Source organism: Candidatus Fusobacterium pullicola, from assembly GCA_018883725.1.
GTDB classification, from domain to species: Bacteria; Fusobacteriota; Fusobacteriia; order Fusobacteriales; family Fusobacteriaceae; genus Fusobacterium_A; species Fusobacterium_A pullicola.
This window is the reverse complement of the sequence record JAHLFN010000064.1, coordinates 20,346-42,642: the sequence shown is the minus strand read 5'-3', so window position 1 is coordinate 42,642 and position 22,297 is coordinate 20,346. Positions and strand designations below refer to the sequence as shown.

The 22,297-nt window shown below is 32.3% G+C and carries 16 protein-coding genes and 1 riboswitch; of the genes, 6 read left to right on the top strand and 10 right to left on the bottom strand.

The annotated features are described in order from the left end of the window. Positions 1-15: 15 nt before the first annotated feature. From uvrA to IAA47_06595, 6 genes are all read left to right on the top strand, one after another. On the top strand, positions 16-2,943 hold the full coding sequence (gene uvrA / locus IAA47_06620) for an excinuclease ABC subunit UvrA (protein MBU3842635.1): 2,928 nt from the start codon (positions 16-18) through the stop codon (positions 2,941-2,943). Positions 2,944-2,971: 28 nt separating this feature from the next. Continuing rightward, positions 2,972-3,562, top strand: coding sequence for a Holliday junction branch migration protein RuvA (gene ruvA / locus IAA47_06615; protein ID MBU3842634.1), 591 nt, complete (start codon positions 2,972-2,974; stop codon positions 3,560-3,562). Positions 3,563-3,577: 15 nt separating this feature from the next. Beyond that, a complete protein-coding gene (locus IAA47_06610; protein MBU3842633.1) occupies positions 3,578-4,072 on the top strand; it encodes a thioredoxin family protein in 495 nt (164 codons plus the stop codon). A gap of 68 nt (positions 4,073-4,140) precedes the next feature. After that, complete coding sequence (locus tag IAA47_06605) at positions 4,141-4,893, top strand: 5'-methylthioadenosine/adenosylhomocysteine nucleosidase (protein ID MBU3842632.1); 753 nt, start codon at positions 4,141-4,143, stop codon at positions 4,891-4,893. 170 nt (positions 4,894-5,063) lie between these two features. After that, positions 5,064-6,590 (top strand): DNA-binding protein, encoded by a 1,527-nt coding sequence (locus tag IAA47_06600; protein ID MBU3842631.1) that lies wholly within the window; start codon positions 5,064-5,066, stop codon positions 6,588-6,590. A gap of 15 nt (positions 6,591-6,605) precedes the next feature. Then, positions 6,606-7,676, top strand: a complete 1,071-nt coding sequence (locus IAA47_06595) for a M42 family metallopeptidase (protein ID MBU3842630.1) — start codon at positions 6,606-6,608, stop codon at positions 7,674-7,676. Between the two features lie 5 nt (positions 7,677-7,681). Here IAA47_06595 and IAA47_06590 read toward each other — a convergent pair whose 3' ends face one another. From IAA47_06590 to IAA47_06545, 10 genes are all read right to left on the bottom strand, one after another. Beyond that, positions 7,682-8,377: an energy-coupling factor transporter transmembrane protein EcfT gene (locus IAA47_06590; protein MBU3842629.1), complete on the bottom strand. Its 696-nt coding sequence runs from the start codon at positions 8,375-8,377 to the stop codon at positions 7,682-7,684. Beyond that, on the bottom strand, positions 8,370-9,797 hold the full coding sequence (locus IAA47_06585; GenBank protein MBU3842628.1) for an ATP-binding cassette domain-containing protein: 1,428 nt from the start codon (positions 9,795-9,797) through the stop codon (positions 8,370-8,372). The genes IAA47_06590 and IAA47_06585 overlap by 8 nt, the downstream gene beginning before the upstream one ends. Continuing rightward, positions 9,790-10,374, bottom strand: a complete 585-nt coding sequence (locus tag IAA47_06580) for an ECF transporter S component (GenBank protein ID MBU3842627.1) — start codon at positions 10,372-10,374, stop codon at positions 9,790-9,792. Before IAA47_06580 ends, IAA47_06585 begins: the two co-directional genes overlap by 8 nt. 4 nt (positions 10,375-10,378) lie before the next feature. Next, entirely contained in the window at positions 10,379-10,987 is a 609-nt protein-coding gene (locus IAA47_06575) for a Ykof family thiamine-binding protein (GenBank protein MBU3842626.1), read from the bottom strand. Positions 10,988-11,041: 54 nt separating this feature from the next. Continuing rightward, a riboswitch (TPP riboswitch) is annotated at positions 11,042-11,144 on the bottom strand. Between the two features lie 49 nt (positions 11,145-11,193). Continuing rightward, positions 11,194-12,606 (bottom strand): leucyl aminopeptidase, encoded by a 1,413-nt coding sequence (locus IAA47_06570; GenBank protein MBU3842625.1) that lies wholly within the window; start codon positions 12,604-12,606, stop codon positions 11,194-11,196. Between the two features lie 83 nt (positions 12,607-12,689). Beyond that, positions 12,690-13,241, bottom strand: a complete 552-nt coding sequence (raiA, locus tag IAA47_06565; GenBank protein ID MBU3842624.1) for a ribosome-associated translation inhibitor RaiA — start codon at positions 13,239-13,241, stop codon at positions 12,690-12,692. Positions 13,242-13,337: 96 nt separating this feature from the next. Further along, entirely contained in the window at positions 13,338-14,021 is a 684-nt protein-coding gene (locus IAA47_06560) for an ABC transporter ATP-binding protein (GenBank protein ID MBU3842623.1), read from the bottom strand. Further along, the gene (locus IAA47_06555; GenBank protein MBU3842622.1) at positions 14,014-15,177 is read right to left on the bottom strand and encodes an ABC transporter permease; all 1,164 of its coding nucleotides are present in this window, start codon (positions 15,175-15,177) and stop codon (positions 14,014-14,016) included. Before IAA47_06555 ends, IAA47_06560 begins: the two co-directional genes overlap by 8 nt. A 66-nt stretch (positions 15,178-15,243) precedes the next feature. Beyond that, positions 15,244-17,490, bottom strand: coding sequence for a penicillin-binding protein 1C (gene pbpC, locus IAA47_06550; GenBank protein ID MBU3842621.1), 2,247 nt, complete (start codon positions 17,488-17,490; stop codon positions 15,244-15,246). After that, positions 17,490-22,295, bottom strand: coding sequence for an alpha-2-macroglobulin family protein (locus IAA47_06545; protein ID MBU3842620.1), 4,806 nt, complete (start codon positions 22,293-22,295; stop codon positions 17,490-17,492). The genes pbpC and IAA47_06545 overlap by 1 nt, the downstream gene beginning before the upstream one ends. Positions 22,296-22,297 lie beyond the last annotated feature (2 nt).

Here is a 22,297-nt window from a genome sequence, read left to right as displayed (position 1 = left end):
TGAGGTGAAAATTATATGTTGGATAAGATAGTTATTAAAGGGGCTCGAGAGCACAATTTGAAAAATATAGATATTGAAATTCCAAAAAATAAGTTTGTAGTCATCACTGGTGTAAGTGGAAGTGGAAAATCCTCTCTAGCCTTTGACACCATATATTCTGAGGGGCAAAGAAGATATGTAGAGAGTTTATCAGCCTATGCAAGACAGTTCATAGGACAGATGACTAAGCCAGATGTAGATAGCATAGAGGGACTTGCCCCTGCTATCTCTATTGAGCAAAAAACAACTAACAGAAACCCTCGTTCTACAGTGGGAACTATCACTGAAGTATATGACTATATGAGACTTTTATTTGCTCATATTGGTACTGCTCACTGCCCAGTTTGTAATAGACCTGTGGAGAAACAGAGTATTGAGGAGATAGTTGAAGGAGCCCTAGACAGATTTCAGGAAGGGAACAAAATGATAGTTCTTGCTCCAGTAATTAAGGATAAAAAGGGAACTCATAAAAATCTTTTTCTAAACCTCTTAAAGAAAGGATTTGTGAGGGCTAGAGTAAACGGGGAGATTCTTTATTTAGAAGATGAGATAACACTAGATAAGAATAAAAAGCATAACATTGAGGTTGTAATTGATAGACTTGTGTTAAAAAAAGAGGATAAAGAGTTTCAAAGTAGGCTTACACAGGGAGTAGAGAGTGCTTCTGAACTTTCTAATGGAAAAATCATACTAAATGTAAACGGAGAGGATTTTAGTTACAGTGAAAACTATGCCTGTCCAGAGCATGAAGAGGTGAGTATTCCAGATTTAACTCCTCGTCTATTTTCTTTCAATGCTCCATTCGGTGCTTGTCCAGAGTGCAAGGGTATAGGAAAAAAACTTGAAGTAGATGAGAATAAACTGATAGAGGATGAGGAACTATCTATATTAGATGGTGGAATGTATATCCCCGGAGCATCTAGTAGAAAAGGTTATAGTTGGGAGATTTTTAAAGCTATGGCTAAAGCCTTCAACATTGATATATCTAAGCCTATAAAAGAGATGAGTAAAAGAGATTTAGATATAGTTTTTCATGGGGCTAACGAGAAATTTAGATTCGACTATGAGGGAGATGACTTCCAATTCCACGGATACAAGGAGTATGAGGGAGCAGTAAAAAATCTAGAGAGAAGATACTATGAAACTTTCTCTGATGCTATGAAGGAAGAGATTGAGAATAAGTATATGATTGAGAGAGTTTGTAAGGTATGTAATGGTAAGAGATTAAAACCTGAAGTACTGGCTGTAACTGTTGGAGACAAAAATATTATGGAGCTATGTGACATGAGTATAAAGGACGCCTTAAGTTTTTTCAATCAGATAACTCTCACACCTAAACAGGAAAAAATTGCCAAAGAGATACTTAAGGAGATAAGAGAGAGATTATCCTTTATGATAAATGTAGGTCTTGATTATCTAAGTCTTGGTAGAGAAACTAAGACTCTTTCTGGTGGAGAGTCACAAAGGATAAGACTTGCTACTCAGATTGGTTCAGGGTTAACTGGAGTACTCTATGTACTAGATGAACCAAGTATAGGGTTACATCAAAAGGATAATGATAAGTTATTAGCTACCCTTGGAAGACTAAAGGACTTAGGAAATACTCTTATAGTTGTAGAACATGACGAGGATACTATGCTACAAGCTGATGAGATAATCGATATTGGACCTAGAGCTGGAGCTTATGGTGGAGAGATAGTGGCTCATGGAACACCAAAAGAGGTAATGGAAAATTCTCAATCACTGACTGGAAAATATTTGAAAGGGGAGTTAAAGATAGAGGTACCTAGTTCTAGACGTAGTTGGGATAAATCTTTAAAAATCATTGGAGCAAAGGGAAATAACTTAAAAAATATAGATGTTGAGATTCCTTTAGGTGTGATGACAGTTGTCACTGGAGTGAGTGGAAGTGGAAAGTCTACTCTTATCAACCATACACTTTTCCCAGTACTATTTAATAAATTGAACAAGGGAAAACTTTATCCATTGGAGTACAAAGCACTTGAGGGGACTGAGTATCTAGAGAAGGTTATCAATATTGACCAAAGCCCTATCGGTAGAACACCTCGTTCTAATCCAGCTACATATACAAAGATATTTGATGATATCAGAACTCTTTTTGCTGAAACTAAAGACGCTAAGGCTCATGGATTTACAAAGGGAAGATTCTCATTCAATGTAAAGGGTGGAAGATGTGAAGCTTGTCAAGGAGCTGGAATTATCAAAATAGAGATGAATTTCCTTCCAGATGTATATGTTGAGTGTGAGGTGTGTAAGGGTAAAAGATACAATAAGGAAACATTAGATGTTTTCTATAAGGGAAAAAACATATCTGAGGTCTTAAATATGAGTGTGGCTGAAGCTTATGAGTTCTTCCAAAATATTCCTTCCCTTGAGAGAAAATTAAAAGTATTGATAGATGTAGGACTTGACTACATAAAGCTTGGACAACCTGCCACTACACTGTCTGGAGGAGAGGCTCAAAGGATAAAATTAGCTACTGAATTATCTAAAATGACTAAGGGAAAAACTATCTATATACTTGATGAGCCAACTACTGGACTACACTTTGAGGATATTAGAAAACTATTGGAAGTTCTCAATAGACTTGTAGAGAAGGGAAATAGTGTTGTAATTATTGAGCATAATCTAGATGTTATTAAAACAGCTGACTATATAATAGATATTGGACCTGATGGTGGAGATAGAGGGGGAACTGTTGTTGCCTGTGGAACTCCAGAGGATATTACCAAGGTAGAGGAAAGCTACACAGGAAAATATATCAAAAGAATGTTAGAGAGTGCTAATGTTGAGAGTAAAATTATACCTGTACCTAAAAAAAGAGGTAGAAAGAAGAAAGAGCTTTTAGAGGTAGCTGAAGAGGAAGTTAACCTAAAAAAATAATTTTCTAAAATAATGAGGAGAGTAACTGATGTTTGAATATTTAAGAGGTTGTGTTGAGTACAAAAAACCAGATTACCTAGCCCTAGATGTAAATGGGGTAGGGTACAAGGTAAATATATCATTAAGAGTTTATGATAGGATAAAGACTGGTGAAAATATTAGATTATATATATTTAACTACATAAAGGAAGACGCTTTTAAGCTGATTGGATTTTTAGAGGAAAGAGAGAGAAACCTATTTGAGATGCTTTTAGGTGTGAAGGGAGTAGGAGTCTCTCTTGCCCTTTCTATAATGTCTACCTTTGATGTGGAGCAACTTAGAAAGATTGTAGCTGAAAATGATTATGCCACTCTAAAGAGAGTTCCTAAGCTTGGAGAGAAAAAAGCTCAACAGGTAATATTGGATTTAAAAGGAAAATTAAAAGCCATAGGAAATCTATTTACTCAAGAGGAAAATCTATTTGAAAGTTTCACTATTGAAGATGAGTTATATGAGGCTCTTGAAGCTCTGGGATATAGTCAAAAGGAGATAAACTCTTTAGTATCAAAAGAGGAGATAAGAGGATTTAAATCTATAGAGGAAGCTATTAAGTGTGTACTAAAAAAAGTTAAATATTAAAATGGAGGAATTGAGATGGATTACAAAGAGTTGTTTGAATCAGGAATGAGCTATGAAACTTTTATGAGTATTGCTACTGCTAGAGAGGTAGAAAAGATGGAGAATATCAGTAAAAATGTATCTATATGTGAGAAGTATATTGAAAAAATCAAAAACTTTGATAAGGGATACAAATTCCTTCTTAGTGCTGAATCTTGGTGCCCATATGTGAGAGCCACTCTACCTGTCCTTATGAAAATGATAGAGATTAATCCTAATATAGAGATTAAGATTATTACTGAAGGAAGAGGATTTAAATATCTTAGAGAGAAATTGGATATCTCTGAGGACCTATATGTTGTCCCTACACTTGCTATATTGGATGAAAATTTTGAATTTGTAACTAGATATGTTGGAAGACCCTCTAAATATAGAAATATAGGCTTTGATAATGTAAAAGAGGAGTACTTTGCTGGATATCGTTCTGATGATATTGTAGAAGAAATTCTCAAAAGAATGGGTAAACTTTAAAATTTAATAGAATAATAAAAACTTAGAAATAAAAATCTAATAAATAAATTACATATAAAGGAGAAAAAATGAAAAAATTTTTAATTGGAGCTTTACTAGCTCTTGGAACAGTCACTGCTTACGGAGAAACTGTAGCTGTAATAGGTGCTATGGACAAGGAGATTAATCTTTTAAAATCTCAAATGAAAAACATTAAGGAGAAAAAAATAGGTAGAATCACTTATTACAAGGGTAAACTTGAAAATAAGGATATTGTTCTATTAAAGACAGGAGTAGGAAAGGTTAATGCAGCTGTAGGGGCTGATACTGTAATAAGAGAGTTTGGAGCTGACAAGATAATATTTACTGGAGTAGCTGGAGCTATCAATAGAAACCTTAATATTGCTGATGTTGTTATCTCTAAGGATTTAGTTCAACATGATGTGGATCTTACTGCCTTTGGTGCTCCTATGGGACAACTTTCTGGAGAGAGTAAGATTGAGTTTTCTGCTGACCCTCAACTTATCAAATTAGCTGAAAAGTCTGCTATTAAAGTTCTTGGAAAAGATAAGGTTACAATAGGTAGAATAGCTACAGGAGACCAATTTATTGCCAATAAAGAAAAGGTACAATTTTTAGGTAAAGAATTTAACGCTGATGCCGTTGAGATGGAAGGTGGAGCTGTAGCTCAAGTTGCTGAAATTTATGGAGTTCCATTTGTAGTTTTAAGAGCTCTATCAGATAAAGCTGATGGTAGTGCTGAAATGGTATACAGTGAGTTTGTGGAGGTTGCTGCTGATAATTCTGCTGAAATAGTTAAAGAGATGTTAAAAAGTATGTAACTTTTCTACTTAAAACAATTATATAAGTTAATAAAGTTGGAATTCTCCATTTAAAAATTAAAATAAAATTTTCATTTATACTGTCAATTAAAAAAAACTATACATTATGCCAAATTTATGATATTATATAGACATATTTTAAAACAATTGATTATGTAGGGGGAATTCCATTGAAAATAAGAAGAAAAATATTATTATCTTTTATGATGTTAGGACTACTTACAGCTTGTGGTGGAAATAACGACAGTAAATCAAAAGGACCAAAGGATACTCTTGTATTTTCTCAAATATCTGAAGGTAAAACATTAGATCCACAAGATACTACAGAACAATACTCTCAAAGGGTTATTACTGTAATATATGATAGATTAGTTGAAATTGATGAAATGACTGGTAAAATTGTTCCTGGTCTTGCAAAAAGTTGGGAGCAATTAGATGATAAAACTATATTATTCCATCTTAATGAGGGAGTAACATTCCATAATGGAGAGAAATTTACAGCTGAAGATGTTAAATTCACTTTAGAAAGAGCTAAAAAATTGCCTAAGGTAGCTCACCTTTATTCTTTAATAGATAAAATTGATGTAATTGATGATAATACTGTAAAAATTCATACTAGTGAGCCTTTCGCTCCACTACTTGCTCATCTTAGCCATAAAACTGCTTCTATTATAAGTAAAAAATACTTTGAAGAGAAGGGAATAGCTGGATTCCAAAATCCTGTTGGAACAGGACCTTACAAATATAAGGATTGGAAAGTTGGAGATAGAATAACTCTAGAAGCTAATGACAACTACTTCGGATTAAAACCAAGTATAAAATATGTTGTAATTAGAGCTGTTCCTGAAGAGAATAGTAGTGTTATTGGACTAGAAACTGGTGAGATAGATATGACAGCAGATTTAAATGCTGAATCTAGAAGACTAGTAATGAATAACCCTGAATTAGTATATATGGAGCAAAGTGGAATCAATGTAAACTATGTTGGATTAAATACCGCTAAGGGAATTTTAAAGGATAGAGATGTTAGAAGAGCTATAGCTATGGGAATAGATAGAGATTCTATAATCGATAGTATTCTTTTAGGATCAGTTGACAAAGCAAATAACTTTGTAGCTCCAGGAGTATTTGGATACAGTGTAGATTCTAAAACTCTTGAATACAATCCAGAAGCAGCTAAAAAGATTATAGAGCAAAAAGGACTTAAAGGTACTAAACTTACTATAGGTGTAAGTAACAGCCCTGTTAGAATGCAAATGTCTGAAATAATACAAGCTCAATTAAAAGAGATAGGACTTGATGTTACAGTTGAATCTCTAGAATGGGGAGCTTTCTTAACAGCTACTGGAAGAGGAGACCTTGATATGTTCAGTATGGGATGGGGACCATCTACTTATGATGCAGATTATGGATATTATCCTAACTTCCACAGCTCTCAATTAGGATCAGCTGGAAACCGTTCTCAATATGTAAATCCTAAAATGGATAAACTTTTAGATGATGCTAAGAAAGAGATAAATACTGAAAAGAGAAAAGAATTATATAAAGAAGTAGCAGATATAATCTATACTGATGTGCCTGTTATCCCTATGTACTATACAAATAACACTGTTGCTTCTACTAAAAATATAGAAGGAATGAAACCTACATCATATATTCGTTTCAACGAATTAAAATTTAAGGTATCTGATAAGTAGTAACGGAGGAAAAAAATGAAAGAAAGACTTATAAAATTATCTGAAGAGTTAACTAATACATTTGGTGCACCAGGATATGAAGATGAAGTTATAGAGAAGATAAAATCTCATTTAGGGTTTTTAAGCTTAGAAAGAGACTCTATAAACAATCTATATGCTGGGCTTGCTGAAAGAGATAGTAAAAAACCTACTGTAGCTCTAGATTGTCATACAGATGAGGTTGGATTTATAGTAGAAAATATAAATAAAAATGGTTCTATTAGCTTCCTACCACTAGGAGGATGGTATGTTGGAAATGTACCAGCTAGTAGTGTTGTAATTAAAAATGAAAAGGGAGAAAAGTACATTGGAACTGTAACTTCTAAACCACCTCACTTTATGAGTGATGAGGAGAAAAGTAGACTTCCTAAAATGTCAGATTTAACTATTGATTTAGGAACTAGTAGCTTTGAAGAAACAACTGAACTTTATGGAATAGAAGTTGGAAATCCTATCGTTCCAGATGTAAAGTTTAGCTATGATGAAAAACTTGGAATTATGAGAGCTAAAGCTTTTGATAATAGACTTGGATGTGCAGCATCTATAGAAGTACTTTCATCTCTAAAAGGTAAAGAGTGTAATGTAAATGTGGTTGGAGCTTTTGCTTCACAAGAGGAAGTTGGATTAAGAGGGGCTCAAGTTGCTGCTTACAGAGTAAAACCTGATTTTGCTATAGTATTTGAAGGTTCACCTGCTGATGATAGTTTCAAAGATGGAGCATCTGCTCATGGAGCTCTTAGAAAAGGAGTACAACTTAGAGTGGTAGATGGAGCTATGATATCAAATCCAAGAGTTCTTAGATTTGCTAAAGAGGTTGCTAAGAAAAGAGGAATAAAATATCAAGTAATAGCTAGAGAAAAAGGGTCTACTAATGGTGGAAAATACCATATATCAGAGACTGGAATACCTGTACTAGTACTAGGTATCCCAACTAGATATATTCACACTCACTACTCTTATGCTTCAATAGATGATTTAATATCTGCTATTGAACTTGCAAAGGCTGTTATAGAAGAGTTAAATGAAGATATTATAAAGAATTTCTAATACTCTCAAAATATAATTACAATATATAGTGTCAAAAAAGGCATCAAGATTAAAAGTAGATAATCAATTTTATCTACTTTTAATTTTATATATTGACTTCTACTACTTCCTACTTGAAATCCCTTTGACTCCATAGCCATAGCTATATTTTCAGAAGCTCTTATAGCTGTAACAAGCATAGGAAGCATAAATATATTTCTCTTTACTCCTCTAGCTCTGTAGGCATAGGTTATATTTTTATACTCACTTCTCACAATGGGAATAAAATTATAAGCTGCCATTATCCCATAAGCAAACTTATCTGATAACTTAAACTGTTGCATAAGACTCAATATAAAATGTCTTGGATTAGTCGTATAAACAAATAAAAATCCCAAACCAGCATAGGCTAGAATTCTAGCTGCTAGCTGTAAACCACTCTCTCTATTCTCAATAGTTACTACTATCTTTGATATATCATTAACACTATTTCCTATTTCTCCATTTCCATAAAAATATCCAGTAAAAAATACTCCCAAAGCCATAATCACAACTGATAAAAAGGAGATTAAAATCTTTTTTAACTTCACTTTTGATAGTAACATCAATATAATAGCTAATATAAAAATTGTGAAATTAATATAATAGTTATATTCAAAAGATAGAATAAGAGATATTAAAAATATAGTCAAAGCTTTATAACCTGGATTTAATCTACACATACTCAACTTTTCTCAACTCCCTATCTTTAAATTCGTAGATATAATCAGAATACTCTACTACTAAATTAATATCATGAGATACCAATACTATACTCAAGCCCTCTGAAGCTTTTTTTACTAAAAATTCCATAATCTCTCTACTTGTCTTATTATCCTGTCCATAGGTTGGCTCATCACAAAGTAAGATTTTCTGTGTTCCACACAGCATAGAGAGAACAGCTAATTTTCTCTGTTGTCCCTGACTTAATGAGTAAGGTGAATAATTTTTATACTCATAAAGATTGAACTCCTTAAGTAAGTGCTCTGCTTTTTGAATATTACTTTCCTCTTTATTTTTATTCACTCTATTTAAAGTAAAAACTATCTCATCAATAACCTTATAAGTTATAAATTGATTTTGAGGATTTTGAAATACTATTCCTATATTTTCTAATAATTCTCGTTCTCTTATTTTTTTTAACTCTTTTCCATCTAATAAAATGCTTCCATTTCTATATTTTACAAATCCAGCTATTATATTCAAAAGTGAGCTCTTACCACTTCCACTTTTTCCTATAATTGAGGTTATCTTTCCTCTTGGAATTTGAAAAGATAAATTACTAGCCAATATATTATTATCATACCTTAATTCTAATTTTTTAACCTCAATTATGCTATTTGAAATATTTTCTCCCTCTATATATACTTTTTTCTTTAGTGGTTTACTATCTTCTAACTCTCGATTTATATTTTTATTTAAAACTTTATTTCCATTATCTAAAGTAATTAGATTATAATTTATATTTTTCCAAAGTGATAGTCTATGATCTATTATTATAAGTGTCGTTTTTCTTTTACTATTTAATTCTAAAAGAGTATCTATTATCTCATGAGATGAATCAATATCTACATTAGCAAAGGGTTCATCTAAAATAATAACTTCTGGTTCTAATGCTAATATAGATGCAAGTGCAACCTTTTGTTTCTCTCCTCCTGAAAGTGTAGAAAGTTCTCTATCCCTTAGCTCTAATATTTCCACTTTTTTTAATATCTCATCTACCTTTTTATCCATTTTTTCCACTGGTAACTTTATATTTTCTAATGTAAATATGATCTCTTCTTTTACACTCTCCATACAAAACTGCGTATCTGTATTCTGAAACATCATACCTATTTTCTTAGCTCTCTCTTGTATAGAATACTCTCCTATATCTTTATTATCTAAAAAAACTCTTCCCTCTGTAAGCACTCCCTTATGTTCTGGATAGAGTCCTGCTAATATATATGCAAGAGTTGACTTTCCACATCCTGAAAAGCCTGTAACTAAATATATATCTCCCCTATGAAAAGAAAGAGAGAGATTTTTTATTATCTCTCTTTTTGATTTTTCAGAATATTTAAAAGTTATATTTTCACATCTCAATATCTCTATCTTACTCATCTATCTCTTCCTGTCCAAGTTTATATCCACTTAAAGCTCCTGTTTTTGCTAATTTTTCAGCTAATAGTTTTGATATAACCCCTGCAAATAATATTGAACTTATAACTCTCACAATAAACATTCCTAATATATACATTGGGGTAAATTTTGTATATCCACCTCTTACAAATCCCCATATAAAACTAAAAATACAAGCAAAAATAGCTGCTGTACACATACTTCTCATCGAGAAATCTTTATACTTTCCCCTAGCAAATACAAGTTCTGGTCCCAATCCCTGAATTATTCCTGATAAAATAACTATTGGTCCAAACATATTCCCCATTATCACTTCAATTACTGCTGATAAAACCTCAGAAATAGTAGCCACTCCAGCTCTTTGAATTATATATGGTACAAATGTAGAAGCCATAAACCATACTCCAAAAACTACCTCATAAGCATATGGGGCAAGTCCAAAGGGAGCTAATAATGTAGCCATAAAATTAGCTAAATATACAGCCCATAAATATATAAATGAAAAAACCACAGAAAAAATACAAACCATTATAACATCTTTTAATTTCCAATTAAACATACTCTTACTCCTTTGTTGGACTATTTACTGAAATAGTTACTTGTAAAATATAGTGTGATAAATTTTCCTCGCCATATTGAAAAATCTCTTCCAATGTATCAAATACTTTATGAACATCTCCCTCTAATATGGAAACATAGTGAGAACTTCTAGCAAAGATACCTCTCTCTTTAGCAATCATTACTACCTTAGCTATATGCTCCATATAATCCTCTTCTCCCATTGGATAAAAAGATATTTTACTTACTACATTAAAATTTTTATCCTTTATATTTTTCTCATTTAACTTTTTATCATCTACTTCCATAAATGAGTCAGCATCTGTATCCCCTGGACATCCTTTGGAAAAAGTAGCTTCTAAAGCCATGTGTACATCATCTCTATAAGCATTTACAAAAATACCTTTTACCACATCGAAGATATGTACCCTCTTACCTCTTACACAGGTACTCAGCTTATCAGTTTGTTTCCAAACTTTACTTGTATCTGTCTTTTCAAGTCCTCCTAGTATAATCTCAACAAAGTTATCACTCATTGGGTAGAGTGAGAATCTAGCTCCTGCTACTCCCTTACTTGCTCCCCCAATACACCATAAGCAATCTTTTAATCCCATAAAAAAATCCTCCTTTTAATAACAAAAGGAGGAAATATAAACAGATATATAATATATAAAGTTATAATTACTCCTTTCGTTGGTACTAACCAAATCAAGTTCAATGGGTTTAGAGTTTTCACTCAATCTCAGCCAAAAGGCACCCCAGTAATCTTATTCAATTAAATATAATATATCACTTAACTAGATTTTTGTCTATTATTTTTTTATCTATTTTTACAATACTCATAAAGTCCTTTTACGTGTACTCCAGAAGCACCTTTTTTATACCACTTAGTAGAGTTGTTATAAGCTGTTCCAGCTATATCCATATGTGTCCATGGTGTCCCTTCAGCAAATATTTCTAGAAACTTAGCTGCTGATATAGCTCCACCCCATCTATTACCCATATGTTTCAAATCTGCTACTTCAGATTTTAATTCCTCAGCAAACTCTTCATTTAACGGCATTCTCCAAACTCTTTCTCCATATTTATTACAAGATTTTTCTAAAAGAGAGTAAACCTCATCTCTATTAGAGAATACTCCTGTTATAAATGTTCCTAAAGCTACCATCATAGCTCCTGTAAGTGTAGCCACATCTATTATTTCAGATACCTTTTCATCTCTAACTATGTATGTGATAGCATCTGCCAGAGCAAGTCTTCCCTCAGCATCAGTATTTATTATCTCCACATATTTTCCATTCATAGATTGAATAATATCTCCAGGTCTATATGAGTTTCCATTGATAGCATTTTCACAAGCTGGAACAACAGCTACAACATTCTTTTTAAGAGTGTTTTTAGCAATAGCACACATAGTTCCTATTACAGTAGCCCCACCTGTCATATCATCTTTCATATTCATCATAGAATCTGCTGGTTTTATACAAAGTCCACCTGTGTCATAAGTTAACCCTTTTCCTACTAATCCCATTATATCTTCAGATTCTCTATCACCAAAATATCTCATTACAATAAGTCTTGGTTTAGTAGCTGAAGCCTTTCCCACACTGTATAAAAGATTCATACCTAATTTTTGAATTTTTTCATCATCAAAAATCTCCACTTCAAATCCAAACTCTTTTCCTAACTCTATAACCCTCTCTGATAAAGTTATTGGATTGATAATATTAGCTGGTAAATCCACTAAATTTCTTGTTATATCAGTAGCCTCATTTAAAATTAGACTCTCTGTGATATCTATAGCCTCACTAGAGAAGAACTCTACATCTACCTTATTTGATTTTTTCTCTTTAAACTCATCAAATGAGTAATTTATATTTCCAACTATCTCACAAATTAAGTCTGCTCTATTTAACTCCTCTCTATTGCTTGAAATCAGTATAGCTCCACTCTTTCCAGAAAGATATTTAAATAGTACCTCTCTAAAAATATTTTCACTACACTCTTCTTTTTTTCCAAATCCTAATATATCCATAGATATTAATTTACCATTTTGTAAAAAGTTTACAGATAGAGTCTCTCCCTTTTTCCCAGTAAACTCCTCTTTCTCTATCATAGTAGCTATTAATTTTTTCCCATCTTCTGATATATATTCACAGAACTCCTTATCTCCTTCAAATATTAAGATAAGATTTCTATCATAAGCTTTTTCTATTTTATTTATTACTCTCATATTCTACTCCTTTTACTATCTTTTTTCCTATTATACCAAAAAGGCTACCGAATTGGTAGCCTTTTATTTAAATTATTTTGTGACTATTTTTTTGCTGGTGCTATATGTCCATAGTCTCCATCTTTTCTCTTATAAACTACGTTCATTTCTCCAGTTTCTGCATTTGTGAATGGGAAGAAAGTTTTATTTAAAATTTCTAATTGAAGTATTGCTTCCTCTACATCCATTGGTTTTGGTGGTAAATATACCTTTACCACATTTACAGCAGCTTCTTTTTCTACTGTATTTGTTTCTGGATTATATTTTACCTTTCTAATCATTGGTTCTCTTGATTGAACCGCTGTTCTTATTTTATCTTTGTGTTTTTTTAGTTGTCCTTCTAGTATATCTGCAACTCCATCGATAGCTGCATATAGATCTGCATCAGTACAAGAAGCTTTAACTGTGCTTCCTCCTAAGTAAGCTAACACTTCTGCTGTATGACAATTACCAGTTTTTAATTTTAATGCTGATAAATTAATAGCTAGCTCTATTATACCGTCGTGATACTTTTCAACCTTTCCTAATTTAGTTTCCGCGTAATTTTTTATTGCCTCTGTAATAACTAATTGTTTACCATGGATAGTCATTTTCATAATACCACTTCCTTGCTGTATCTTTTGTTTTGTTACTTTATTATACTCCACAAATTGCAAATTTCCTTTTTTTATTTTAAAAATTTTTTTATTTTTTTATTCCTCAACCAAGATACCCTTCTTTAAATATAGTTGTTTATCTGAAATCTCAGCTAAATCCTTAGAGTGAGTTACAACAATTATAGTCTGTTTCTCATTTTTATTGATATCCTTCAAAATTTTAAATATCATCTCACTTGTTTCCTCATCAAGATTTCCAGTTGGCTCATCTGCTAATAAAATTTTTGGAGAATTAATTAGAGCCCTAGCTATCGCGACCCTTTGCTTCTCTCCACCTGAAAGTTGTGATGGCTTATGATTCTCTCTTGCTGATAATCCAACTTTATCAAGTAACTCCTTAGCTCTCTTTTCTACCTCTGCCCTCTTAGAAAAATTATTTAAAAGAGCTGGTAACATAACATTTTCTAAAGCCGTAAATTCAGGGAGTAGATAGTGAAATTGGAAAACAAAACCTATCATCTGATTTTTTAGCCTATCTCTCTCCTCTTCACTCAATCTATCAACCTCTTGACCATCAATAGATATCTTTCCTCCATCAACCTTATCAAGTAGTCCCATAATATTCAAAAGAGTAGATTTACCAGAACCAGAACGTCCAAGTATTGATATAAACTCTTCCTCTTCTACTGAAAATGTCAAATCATTTATTATGTGTAGCTCCTCTACTCCACCACTATATTTTTTCTCCACATTTTCTAATTTTAAAATCTCTTTACTCATGTCTTAGAGCCTCCACAGTTTCCATTTTTGCTCCCCTATATGCTGGGAATACACTAGATAGGAATATTATTCCAAAGTTCGCTCCTATTATTATAAATATCTCCTTCGTAGATATCTCCACTGGTATCTTTGTAATATAGTATATCGAAGTAATAAAATCCAGTGTATTATTTTTTATATACCATAAAAATGATAGGGATATAATCGTTCCAATTGTTATACCTATAGCTCCCAATACCATTCCCTGTATCAAAAATATTTTCATAATATTTTTTTTAGAAAATCCCATAGCTCTCATTATTCCAATATCTTTTATCTTCTCTCTCACCAACATATTAAGAGTTACCCATACAACAAATCCAGCTATGACTACTATCAGTGAAAATACCATTATCATCACTGTCTTTTCTAGGGAAAGAGCTGATAGAAGATTTCTATTCATCTCTCCCCATGTTCTTGAATATATCCCAGTTTTCTCCATTATCTTATTAGAAATTTCTGAAGCCTTATATGGATTATAAAGGGTAACATCTATCTTAGAAGCTATATCCTCACCATATGTTAAATATTGTACAGATTTCAGAGGAAGAATTACCATATTTATATCATAGTCATAATATCCACTTTGGAATACTCCCTCTATCTCAAACTTTATCTCCTTATTTTCAGAGGATATTATACTCACCTTATCCCCTATCTGTGCTCCTATTGAATTAAAGAGCTCCTTACCTATTAGGATACCATTTATCTTATTTGGAGAAATAGTTCCAGCTACTATCTTTTTATTCAAGTCCATAGCTTTTTTAGCACTTTCCAAGTCGTAACCCTCTATCTTTACCCCTGAAACATAACCACCATATATTCCATTATATTTGAATATACCTTGAGTAGATATACTTGGGACAGCTCCCTTTACTCCCTCTATCCCCTCTATCTTCTCCTTGATATCAGTATAGTTAGATATTTTCTCACCATTAGATACCATTATATGACTGGTTACAGAGAGTATACTATTTATCATATTTTTATCCAAACCATTAGCTATCCCAATAGATACCATCAAAACAACTACTCCTATTGTTATTCCAACTACTGAGATTAGGCTCTGCTTTTTTCTTTCAACTATATGCTTCTTCGCTATAAAGAACTCTATCATTAGCTACCTCTTTTCCTTAGTATTATTTTTTCAGTAATCCATTTTACCATATTTTCTAGTATAAGTCTATTTTCCTCTTAAGATAGTAAATTTTACCTCGGCTATCTCTCCACTTTCAGATATGAGAGTCAATCTGTGCTCACCCTGTAAAAAATCAAAAGCTTTCTCTAATTCTCTTCCACTGAATATATACTTCCCATTGTGGTACCAGTATATATTTCTGTTCTTAGGATTAGCAACTTTAACAATCAATTTTTTTCTTCCCTCAAAATCCTTTGGAAGAAATATCTTTAAACTATTTAAAGGGTATATTATCTGTATTCTTTCACTATTTTCATCAGATATATCTATACTCTCTCTAGCCATATAGTCCAGTAATTCTATAGGATAACTAAGTATTACCTCTTCATTACTTTGGTAAAACTCTTCATCTCTAGAATCAATCTCTTTTCCCTCTGAATCTACATAGAGCTTTTTATAATATGGTGATACTTTTAAACTCTTAGCTTTTTTAGGGTAATCTATCTCCTCGTAAGGAACATCATATTTAAGTCTATAACCTGTCTCTTTATCTATTTTTATTCTTTTAAACTCATCTATAGGTTTTTCAAACTCCAAATTTTTATCTGGAAGAACCTTAAAAATTTTGAAAAGTAGTTGCCCTGCAGTAACAACTCCAGAGAGGTTTCTATTCCCCTCTCCAGTAAAATTTCCACACCAAACTACCACTGTCCATCGTGGAGATATCCCACTAGCCCAAGCATCTCTCTGCCCATAGCTAGTTCCTGTCTTCCACGCTATACCATCTCTTCCCAAATAAAGATTATCAGCTCCATATCTCTGTACTCCTTGCATAGCTTCAACTGTTAAATAACTAGCTCCTTTAGATATTAAGTTTCTAGATTCTTTCATCTCCTCATTCACTAGATATTTTAACCCTCTGAACTCTCCATAGTTAGCTAATCCATAATAGAGCTTTGCTATATCCTCTACACTCATCTCCTTAGTTCCTAGGATTAGAGATAAACCATAATTTGAGTAATCTCTCTCTGGAAAATTTAATATATCCTTTAAGAAATAAAAAAATCTATCCTCTCCATACTCGTCTAAAAGTTTTACAAAGGGAATATTTAGAGATTTTTTTAAAGCCTCTTGAGCCTCGATAAGACCATAATATTTTTTATTTGCATTTTGAGGATTAAAATTTGAGAAATAGAGTGGTACATCTAAAAGTTTTGATTTTGGAGATATTAAGCCATCATCTATTGAAAGAGCATAGAGAAATGGTTTTAATACAGAGCCCACTGACCTCTTAGCCTTAACTCCATCTACCTGCCCATTTCTCTTAAAATCATAAAAATCTTGAGAACCTATATAGCTTTTTACCTCCCCAGTTTTATTATCAACTACTATTACCGAGCTATTTTTTATCCCTCTGTTATTTAAGTACTCTCCATATTCTTTTACTATTCCCTCTATTTTTCTTTGTAACTCACTATCTATGGTACTTTTTATTATTCTCTTATCACTCTCTCCTATCAATCTTCTAGTTAGGTGTGGGGCTAGAAAGTTAAAATATCTTCTCTCTTTAGGTAACTCTTCTTTAAGGGCTAATCTATACTGCTTTTCATCAATTACCCCTCTTTCATACATCTTTTTCAGAAGATTATCCCTTTTTTCTAAGAGTTTCTTTCTATTTTTCTCTATGGATATTAGTCCTGGAGAATTAGGAAGGACAGCAAGGGTCGCCCCCTCTGCCCAAGTAAGATTTTTTGCTCCTTTACCAAAAAATAGTTGTGAGGCTGTTTCATATCCCACTATATTTCCACCATATGGAGCGTTGTTTAGATATAGCTGTAGTATCTCATCTTTAGAAAGATTATTTTCCAATTTATAGCTCTCTACTATCTCAGCTAACTTACTTAGATACGTCCTCTCTCTTCTTTTATAGAGTTTTATCCCCTGCATAGTTATTGTACTGGCTCCAACTCTCTTACCTTGACTCAAATTTACTTTCAAAGCTCTTATTATAGCTAGATAATCTACCCCACCATGTGAATAAAAATCTCTATCCTCATAGTTTATCACAGCTAATTTTAATCTTTTGGGAATTTCTCCCTCTCCTTTAATCTGCCACTGCTCATCACTATTTAGATATGCACCTATTATCTCACCTTTACTATCCAATACAACTTGGCTATATCTTCCCTCTAATTTTTTCCTCATCTCCTCTATATCAAAATCTCTGTAGATATTTATCAGAAATAGGATTGGTATGATAAAGAGTATGGGAAGAAATTTTAAAAATCTCATTATTTTACCTCAACATCAAAACCATTTAGATAAGCTCTGTACTCATTATTATACATTCCTTCAGCTTTTGTACCTGGAAGTTTATACTTTCCTTTTGTTACACTGTTTAACTTTATAAAGAAACTTTGTCCCTTCTTATCATAATTATTAAAATCAAAGAAGAAGTTTACTCTATCATCTCTTATATCCTCATACTCTAGATTACTACTCTCTATCTTCTCCTCTATCCATTGTGGTAGATTAGTGTTAAGTAATCTTGTGTTTTCAATCTCCCAACCACTAGGAATAATCTGTGTCAGAGCTATGTTATCAAGATAAAAATATCCTTTGACATCATCAGCTGGTAAAACCTTTAATTCCATATAGAAAGCTCTACCTTTTTCTAAAGATTTTACATCTATCTCTTCTCCATTATCATCATAGAATTTTCTCTCTATCTTTATATTTCTACTTTCATCAGCTTGTGCGTAGTTAATTGGAATTCCTTCCCAGTATCTATTGACATAGATATCTTTTCCTATGACCTTTACACTCTTCATACCCTCTTGAGAGTACTCCCAAACTCCAGATTTATCTTTAAAGTCTATCTCCTTACCATCTACTATTAGTTTTCCGCTTACCTCTTTTCCTTCACTACCCTTTACTACTTGAGCTATTGACATCAAAGAGTAACCTATACTTTGAGTAGATAACCAGTTTTGTGATTGAAGAGTTTTCAATATATCCTCATATAATTTTTTATCAATCTTTCCATACACAGTGCAGTAAGAGTTTAGAACAATAGCCTCATCTCTTAGTTTTGAGCCATAACTATCCACATAGTAATCAAATGGTTTCTCTTTTACAACAGTAGAAAGCTTATTAGCTATTGATTTTGCTATCTCATCCTCTCCTATTATTGCATAGGCTGAAGCTAGATACCACTTAGATATATCATCTAGTTCTGATAAATTATTATCATATAGATAGTTCATCTCTCCAATTTGAGCCTCTCCTCCCAATGCTAATACATATAGAGTGTATGCTTTTAGATTTAAGTTATAACTACTATCTTTACTCTTCTCAATAGCAAAATTTAACCAAGATTTATATAGAGACTCTGGGATATAGTAACCTTTATCCTTTGCTATAACCATAAAATGTCCAACATAGTTCGTTGCCCATAAATCACCATCACTGTTTCCAGCCCAATAGCTAAAAGAACCATCAGGTAATTGGAAACCACTTAGTTTAGCTATACCCCCATTGATATTTTTCACAATTTGCTCCCTTGATAACTCCTTACTATCTGATAAGTTATCTATAAAAAGCTGTGGGAATAGTGTTGAAATAGTTTGCTCTATACAACCATAAGGATATCTTATCAACTCTTTTAATCTATTATCTATAGCTAAGATTGGAGAAGATGATACTAAAATTTTTCCATTACTGCTTCCTTTTACACTCTCCTTTGGAAATTCAAAGCTCTTTTCATCTTTTACATACTCTACATCATTTATATATGTGTATGGATTATCTGAAGTTACATCTATATTGATACTCTCCTCACTGCTATAGTTAGGAGATTTTATCTTCAATTTTGCCTCTTTGTTTCCTATCTCATCTCCAACTTTTATATTGAAAACTACATCTTTACTCTCACCTTTTTTTAATTTTAGACCCTTAATATATCTTCTACCTAAAAATTCAAAGGCTAAATCTATCTCACCTAAATTGTCCTCTGTAGCAAATACTCTTATAGATGTTTGGAACTCATCTCCTACCTTTAGAACTCTTGGCATTGAGATATTAGCTATGATAGGAGCCTTTACCTCTACTCTCTTTTGAGCCATTCCATAGCTCTCTCCACTAGCACCGGTTACCATAATTCTAATAGCCCCTGTATAATTAGGTAGCTCTAACTCTACACTTCCCTTTCCTCTCTCATCTGTAGTAAGTACTCCTCTATATATAGCTAGAGGCTCAAATCTTTCAGATTGTTCAAATCCAAAAGAATTAGCTGACTTATCAAGTCTTACATTGGACATGAGATACCCATCTCCTCCCGCTGTCAATACTTGATTAACATCTCCAAAACTTCTACCAATTATCTCTGAATAGTTATCATAAGTTGTAAGTTGTAATCCCTCTTTTTGATAAAAATATTCATAAGGGTTTGGAGTTTTAAAGTTTGTAATCTGTAACAATCCCTCATCTACAACTGAAACTGTATAGTCCATCTTTTTATTAGCTTCTACACCTATTCTAAATTTTTCATTTGGCTTTAAAACAACAGGAGTATCTAAACTTATCTCCAATCTCTTACTCTCATCTCTAACAACTATAGGTACTGCTCCATATAGTCTAATTGGTCTATCATTATTTGAATTTGCATATTTTTGGAAAAGAGTCACTGTAACATATCCATTTGGAAATAGCTCTTTATCTACATTAAATTCCACTGTATTAGTAGTTCCCTCTATATCCTTCCAATATCTTTTTAAAATTTTTCCAGATTTCTCAAGGGTTATTAGAGCTCTTGTTCCCTTTTCTCCCTCAAATGTTATCTTTGCCTTATCTCCAACATTATACTCTTTTTTATCACTCTCTATCTTTAACTTATCTATCTTCTTACTTATACTTGAATCCTGCCAAGTTGATACATATAGATTTATCCCAGCACTCTGTTTTGTCTCTGTATCCTCTACCTCTACAAATACCTCTCCACTTCCCTCTATTTGATAGTCTATGATATATGGTTTATCTGTAGTTATAATCTCTTTTTCATAGAGTAGCACACTATTTTTATCAGTTTTTATTGACTTTAGGAAAGTGTTATAATTGTAGTAATCCCACCACCAAGAGTACTCATTCTTATATACTCTATATTTGAGTTTTCTACCACTTACTAGTCTCTCTCCATCTTCAGAAACAGCTACTACCTGTAGATTTATACTATCTCCACTCTTTACATATCTATCCTCTGGATTTTCAATTCCAACATAGGAATCAAAACTATTTATCTTGACATTATCAATAGCTATTACTGGTCTACCACTTGGCTCTATTACTTTAGTGACTATCTCTCCATTTAGACTTAAATTTTTAGGTATATTTTTTGATAGATTAAACTCTATCTTACCCTTTCCTTCACTATCTAACTCACCTTTTTGAACCATTCTTATATCTGTTATATAGGTAGTTGGATTTGAAAAGGTGAATTTTTTATATCTTTCAAACTCTACACTCTTTTCTCTTATTGTCAATTCACTTGAATATTTCAGATTTTCAGCTGGAGCTCCAAAAAGATATTGAGCTGTAATATCTCCAGATATATTCACTCCGTCACTTACCTTATCTGGAAATTCAGTCCCTACCTCTATCTTATATGGAACTATACTCTCTACTGGAATTTTTAGAGAGAATTTTTTATCCTTCTCTCCACCTACATAAACAGTAACCTCCCATACTCCAGTTTCACTCTCTTTTTTAGTATCAAAGGAATAGGTAAAAAATCCATTTTTTCCATTTTTAACTATCTCACCATCAATATACTTATCTCCTCTAGCAGTGAATACATCTATCTTTATAGGTTGTCCCTCTGGAAAAATCTTATCTCCATTTCTAGCTATTATTCCTATATTTACTCTATCCCCTGGTCTATACACTCCTCTATCTGAATATATAAAAGCTCTTATATCACTATCTCTATACTCTCCATCTACTAAAAATCCATCATATGAAAGTTTAGAATCAGAAAGCTTTAAAATTGAAATCTCATCCTTAGATTGAGCTAAAACATAGAATATTTTATCTCCATTTTCAAAGGTAACTTCTCCATTTTTATCACTTTTCTTTTCAGATATAACTTGGTTATTTACACTTATAGCCTTAACTTCTATACTCTCTATAGGCTTATTCTTTACAATATCCAATATATTTACAGTAAGTTTATTATCTCTCTCCTTTTGAGCTACTATTCCCATATCAGATATAAGAAGAGCCTTTCCTATCTTTCCTCTCTCTTCAAAGAAACTCTCCCTTTGCCACTCCTCTACACCTTCTGGAAAATTGTAATCTACCCCATCTTTATCAAAGGATAACTCCACTATATATACACCCTTATCATTTGTAAGATTTTCTAAAGCTATCTCATTTTGTGCCCAAATATTTTTCTTATAATCTAAATCATAGCTTTTTTCAAATACAGTTTCTCCAACTTTATATAGATTGCTCTGTACATAGTAACTAAAAATATTTCCATTCCCTTTAAAAATAAAATCTTGTAAGAATTGAGTAGTATTATTGAAGAATATCTTCTTAACTTTAAGATTAACTCTCTTAACATTTATAGATTTAAAACTTACTCTATTTTTATTTACCTTAGGTAAAATTATACCCTCATTAGAGAAAATTAACTTAGGCTCTACATCTTTAAATTTTATGCTCTCCTTTAGATTTTCCTCTAAAAGTGATCTCTCTCCCTTTATTCCCTTTAATAGCTCTATTTCATACTCACTATTCGTATCAAAATTTCCTGTAATTATAAGATGCTCCCTCATCTTTAAAACTTTATACTCTATATTAGGAGTAATTTTTATATAACTTTTTAAATTTTCAGTAGCTATATTTTCATTAAAAGCTATGTCTACACTTGGATTTTTTCCACCAGTTGTAGATACACTCTTTATCTTTAAACTCTCTTTTACCTCTTGAACTATCTCCTTCTCTTCACTTGGGGCTATCTCTTTTTCCTCTACTCTATCCTTTTCTCCACCACAAGCAACTACTAATAAAGATAGTAACAACATCAAACTTTTTTTCATCC

Coding starts and splice junctions, on each gene's coding strand:
- uvrA (MBU3842635.1), top strand. CDS start 16: ATGTTGGATAAGATAGTTATTAAAGGGGCTCGAGAGCACAATTTGAAA.
- ruvA (MBU3842634.1), top strand. CDS start 2,972: ATGTTTGAATATTTAAGAGGTTGTGTTGAGTACAAAAAACCAGATTAC.
- IAA47_06610 (MBU3842633.1), top strand. CDS start 3,578: ATGGATTACAAAGAGTTGTTTGAATCAGGAATGAGCTATGAAACTTTT.
- IAA47_06605 (MBU3842632.1), top strand. CDS start 4,141: ATGAAAAAATTTTTAATTGGAGCTTTACTAGCTCTTGGAACAGTCACT.
- IAA47_06595 (MBU3842630.1), top strand. CDS start 6,606: ATGAAAGAAAGACTTATAAAATTATCTGAAGAGTTAACTAATACATTT.
- IAA47_06590 (MBU3842629.1), bottom strand. CDS start 8,377: ATGTGTAGATTAAATCCAGGTTATAAAGCTTTGACTATATTTTTAATA.
- IAA47_06585 (MBU3842628.1), bottom strand. CDS start 9,797: ATGAGTAAGATAGAGATATTGAGATGTGAAAATATAACTTTTAAATAT.
- IAA47_06580 (MBU3842627.1), bottom strand. CDS start 10,374: ATGTTTAATTGGAAATTAAAAGATGTTATAATGGTTTGTATTTTTTCT.
- IAA47_06575 (MBU3842626.1), bottom strand. CDS start 10,987: ATGGGATTAAAAGATTGCTTATGGTGTATTGGGGGAGCAAGTAAGGGA.
- IAA47_06570 (MBU3842625.1), bottom strand. CDS start 12,606: ATGAGAGTAATAAATAAAATAGAAAAAGCTTATGATAGAAATCTTATC.
- raiA (MBU3842624.1), bottom strand. CDS start 13,241: ATGAAAATGACTATCCATGGTAAACAATTAGTTATTACAGAGGCAATA.
- IAA47_06560 (MBU3842623.1), bottom strand. CDS start 14,021: ATGAGTAAAGAGATTTTAAAATTAGAAAATGTGGAGAAAAAATATAGT.
- IAA47_06555 (MBU3842622.1), bottom strand. CDS start 15,177: ATGATAGAGTTCTTTATAGCGAAGAAGCATATAGTTGAAAGAAAAAAG.
- pbpC (MBU3842621.1), bottom strand. CDS start 17,490: ATGAGATTTTTAAAATTTCTTCCCATACTCTTTATCATACCAATCCTA.
- IAA47_06545 (MBU3842620.1), bottom strand. CDS start 22,295: ATGAAAAAAAGTTTGATGTTGTTACTATCTTTATTAGTAGTTGCTTGT.